Origin of the sequence: Cyanobium sp. LEGE 06143 (genome assembly GCF_015207535.1) — a bacterium.
GTDB lineage: Bacteria > Cyanobacteriota > Cyanobacteriia > PCC-6307 > Cyanobiaceae > NIES-981.
Map to the genome: position 1 here is coordinate 1 of NZ_JADEWP010000204.1, position 4,046 is coordinate 4,046.

The 4,046-nt window shown below is 71.6% G+C and carries 5 protein-coding genes and 1 pseudogene; all 6 read right to left on the bottom strand.

Annotation, left to right across the window (positions count from 1 at the left end):
- Positions 1-272, bottom strand: a pseudogene (locus IQ216_RS14345) (23S rRNA (guanosine(2251)-2'-O)-methyltransferase RlmB); the annotation flags it as partial.
- Between the two features lie 11 nt (positions 273-283).
- Positions 284-718, bottom strand: a complete 435-nt coding sequence (locus IQ216_RS12145; RefSeq protein ID WP_370566740.1) for a ribonuclease III domain-containing protein — start codon at positions 716-718, stop codon at positions 284-286.
- Positions 699-1,037, bottom strand: a complete 339-nt coding sequence (locus IQ216_RS12150) for an STAS domain-containing protein (RefSeq protein WP_370566741.1) — start codon at positions 1,035-1,037, stop codon at positions 699-701. Before IQ216_RS12150 ends, IQ216_RS12145 begins: the two co-directional genes overlap by 20 nt.
- Before the next feature lie 115 nt (positions 1,038-1,152).
- Positions 1,153-2,292: a glutamine-hydrolyzing carbamoyl-phosphate synthase small subunit gene (gene carA, locus IQ216_RS12155; protein ID WP_193815661.1), complete on the bottom strand. Its 1,140-nt coding sequence runs from the start codon at positions 2,290-2,292 to the stop codon at positions 1,153-1,155.
- Between the two features lie 167 nt (positions 2,293-2,459).
- Positions 2,460-3,542 (bottom strand): anthranilate phosphoribosyltransferase, encoded by a 1,083-nt coding sequence (gene trpD, locus IQ216_RS12160; protein ID WP_193815662.1) that lies wholly within the window; start codon positions 3,540-3,542, stop codon positions 2,460-2,462.
- A gap of 190 nt (positions 3,543-3,732) precedes the next feature.
- Positions 3,733-4,046, bottom strand: a 314-nt coding sequence (locus IQ216_RS12165) for a DUF3288 family protein (RefSeq protein ID WP_228007465.1), incomplete at its 5' end; no start/stop codon positions are given.

Genomic DNA, 4,046 nt, shown 5'->3' on the forward strand with positions numbered 1-4,046 from the left:
GAGCTGCGCTCCCCCTGGCTGCGGGGGCCTCCGAGCCGGCGGGCGGCCGCAGGACGGGCTCGCTCCCAGCCCGAGTCGGCTGCTCGGCTGCGACCTTCCGCCGCGTCGTCCCGGCCAGGGCGACTGCCCTCGCGGGGCCCCTCTCTGGAGCCCCCCTTGGAGCGCTCCCGGTCGCGGCCATACAGACGCCCTCCATCCCGGCCCGGGCGCGCGGCCCCTCGGCCCCCACTGCCCGTCCGCTTGTCCGGACGGCGATCAAATCGAGGGCTCATGGTCTGTGCGATCAGGGGTTGTGGTGCTGCAAGTGATCTAGCAGCACGACCAGCCGGGGCGGATCGTGCAGGAACAGCCAGCCCAGCAAGGCCTCAAAACCCGTGGCCCTAGCATAGGTGGCTGGGTCGCTGCCGCGCGGTCCGCGGCCGGCGCGGTTGCGGGCCCGGCGCACCAGATCCGCTTCCGCCGGCGTCAGCCGAGGCTCCAGCTTGGCCAGCAGCCGTGCCTGGGCTTCAGCGCGCACCTCGTCCACCACCTGGCGATGCAGATCCCTGGCCCGGGCCGGCGTGCGGCAGCGCTCCAGCCGCTGGTGCAGTTCCCACACGGCATCGCCGAGCCAGGCCAGCTGCAGCGGGCCCAGGTCGGAGTCAGGGGGGCGGGCCTGCAGATCCGCCAACCAGCTCAACCGGGCTGGGACGACCGGCTCAGGGGGCGAGGCGCTCAAGGGCTGTGGGCAGGTCGGGCTGCAGGTGCAGGAACTCCTCGAGGCGCACCAGCTTCACGGTCTGCACCACCCGGGCATTGCCCACCACCAGGAACTGCTGCTTGTCGGTGTTGCACTGTTTGGCGAGCTGCACCAGGGCGCCGAGTCCTGAGGAATCGATGAAGTCGATGCTGCTCAGATCAACCACCAGGGGCTGGCCCGGGCTGTGATGCTCGGCGATGAACGTGCCGAATTGCTTGTCGGAATAGGCATCCAGCTGGCCCGTGAAACGGAACAACTGACAGCGGGCCTGCTGCTCAAAGCCGCCGCGAAGAGACACCGTGAGACGCTGCAGGTCGGTGATAGCACTGCCCCCAAGACGTGACTGCGGGGAGTGTAGAGAGCTCCACCGCTCTTGCAGCAAGCCACAACAAAAGTGCGCCTGGGCTGGGGCTTCAGGCCCGGCGCTCGGCCATCAGGCCGGCGAAGCGGCCGAAGTGATGGTCGGCGTCGTGGGGGCCCGGGCTGGCCTCCGGGTGGTACTGGATGCCGAACACCGGCTGGTCGCGCAGGGCCAGAGCGGCCAGGGTGCCGTCGTTGAGGTTGAGGTGGGTGATCGACACCCGCTCCGGCGGCAGGGAGTCGGCCGCGATGGCAAAACCGTGGTTCTGGCTGGTGATCTCCACCTGGCCCGGACTGCCGCAGGGATGGTTGAGGCCCCGGTGCCCGTAGCCGAGCTTGAAGCTGCGTCCCCCCAGGGCCAGGGCCAGGATCTGGTGGCCCATGCAGATGCCGAACAGGGGCAGATCGGCCTGCTTCAGGAGGCCCGTCACCAGCTCCACGCCCGTGGTGACGGCCGCGGGGTCGCCGGGGCCATTGGAGAGGAACACCCCCTCGGGGCGGTGGGCCAGCACCTGCTCCAGGGTGGAGCTGGAGGGCAGCACGGTGACGTCGCAGCCGTGGGCCACGAGGCGATCGAGGATGGCGCGCTTGATGCCGAAATCGATCGCCACCACCCGGTAGCGCTGGTCGGGGCTGGGCTGGAGCCGCTCGTCGAAGCCGGCCTGGCAGGTGGAGGTCCAGGTGTAGGGCTCAGGGGTGCTGACCCTGGAGGCCAGATCCAGCCCCTCCATCGACGGTGCCGCCGTGATCTCGGCCAGCAGTTCCTGGGCAGAGCGGCCATCGCTGCTGATCGCCCCATTGATCGCTCCGCCTTCGCGCAGATGGCGCACCAGGGCCCGGGTGTCAACTCCACGGATGCCCACCACGCCGTGCTGCTGCAGCCAGGAGTCGAGGCTGGCCTCGGCCCGCCAGTTGCTGGCCACGGGCGCCAGCTGGCGGGCGATCACGCCGCGCACATGGGGCCGGGGGGCTTCCTGATCGGCGGCGTTGACGCCGGTGTTGCCCAGTTCGGGGTAGGTGAAGGTCACGAGCTGGCCGGAGTAGCTCGGATCGGTCATCACCTCCTGGTAACCGGTCATGCCGGTGTTGAACACCACCTCGCCGATGGCCGTGCCCACGGCGCCGAAGGCCTCACCGCGCAACAGGGTGCCGTCGGCGAGCACCAGCAGGGCCGCGCGCGGGGAAGCGGTCATGGCCTCGGGCAGAGTGGTGTCGAGAAGGGCGGTGTCGGGCACGGSCNTNGGCGNANGGWGGNGTKSMRSGAAGCAACGGGCGCAGCGGAAGCGTTCTCCCTGCATCGATCCTGCCCTGGGTCACCACCGCCGCCGGTGTGCATGGGCACTTCAGGGCTCAGCAGGGCTCAGCCCGGTGCCAGGGCCTCCTGCAGGGCCTCGAGGGTGCGCCAGGCGGCGCCGTCGGCCAGCGCCCGCCGGGCCGGTTCACAGCCCGCTGCCGGGGTCTCGCTCAGGCCGGCCGCCCACAGCACCAGGGCGGCATTGAGAACCACCACATCGCGCTGGGGCTGGCTGCCCCGGCCCTGCAGCACCGCTTCGAGAATGGCCCGGTTGGTGGCCAGATCGCCACCCGCCAGCGCCGTGATCGGGGCGCTGGCCATGCCGAGCGCTTCCGGGTCGAGCCGCTCATGGCGCACCTGGCCGTCTTCCACCAGCCGCAGGTCATTCACCCCGGCCAGGGAGGCCTCATCGAGCCCGCCGGCCCCATGCACCACCACGGCCCGGCGCAGGCCGAGGCGGGCCAGGGCGCCGGCCATCGGGTCGAGCAGGTCGGCGCGGGCCACCCCCAGCACCTGGGCCTGCGGCCGCAGCGGATTCACCAGGGGCCCCAGCAGGTTGAACACGGTGCGCACCCCCAGGCTGCGGCGCAGGGGGGCCAGACCCACCAGGGCGGGGTGCCAGCCGGGGGCAAACAGAAAGGTGAGTCCGGCCCGGGGCAGGGCGGCCAGCACCTGCTCCTGCGGCGCCTGCAGGTGGATCCCCAGGGCCTCCAGCACGTCCGCCGAGCCGACCCGGCCACTGGCGCTGCGGTTGCCGTGCTTGGCCACGGCCGCACCGCAGGCGGCGGCCACGAAGGCCACCGCGGTGGAGATGTTGAAGCTGTCGGCGCCGTCGCCACCGGTGCCGCAGGTGTCCACCAGCGCCAGGGCCGGCCGCGGCAGCTGCAGGGCGCAGGCCTCCAGCAGCACCTCAGCCATCGCCGCCAGTTCCTCCGCCTCCACCCCCTTGGCCCGCAGKGSKGCCAGCAGGGCGCCGGTGAGCACCGCTGGTATCTGCTCATCCAGCCAGCCGCGCATCAGGGCCGTGGCCTGATGCGCCGACAGGGCCTCGCCGGCCAGCAGCTGCTCCAGCAAAGCGCTCCAGGCGGCCGGGCTGCCCGACGCAGCGGAACCGGAAGACGGACTGGCAGGAGGGGGAGTGGCGGCCATGGCTGGGCAGAAATCGGCAAGAAAAAGCCCGGGTGCAGAGCACTCCGGGCCGGGTGATGGGGACCCACCCACTATCACCCGAAGCGGGGCTCTCCGGGACACACCCATGCCGCAACATGCTCAGCCCAGGACCAGCTGACAGCCGAGCAGGCCCTCGGGCCGAGCCGTGAGCACCTGGGCACCAGGGGCCTCAGCTCTCCTGGGCGGAGGTGTCAAAGCCCGATCCCACGGCCTCGCCGCCGCTGGGCGATGGCCGGAAGCCGGCGGCCCAGATGGCGCGGGTGCGATCGTGCAGGGCGGCACGGCTGAGCGTCCAGAAGCGCAGCACCTTGGCCAGGTCGTCCTGGATGTCCTGGGCACCCGGAAACCCTTCGTAACGCATCAGCAACCGGGCCGCATCCACCAGATCCGCATCGGTTGGTTCGGCGGCCGCCAGCAGCCGATCCACCACCACCCGATCGAGGGCATGGAGGGGATGGCTCTGGGGCTGGGGCGCATCGGCAG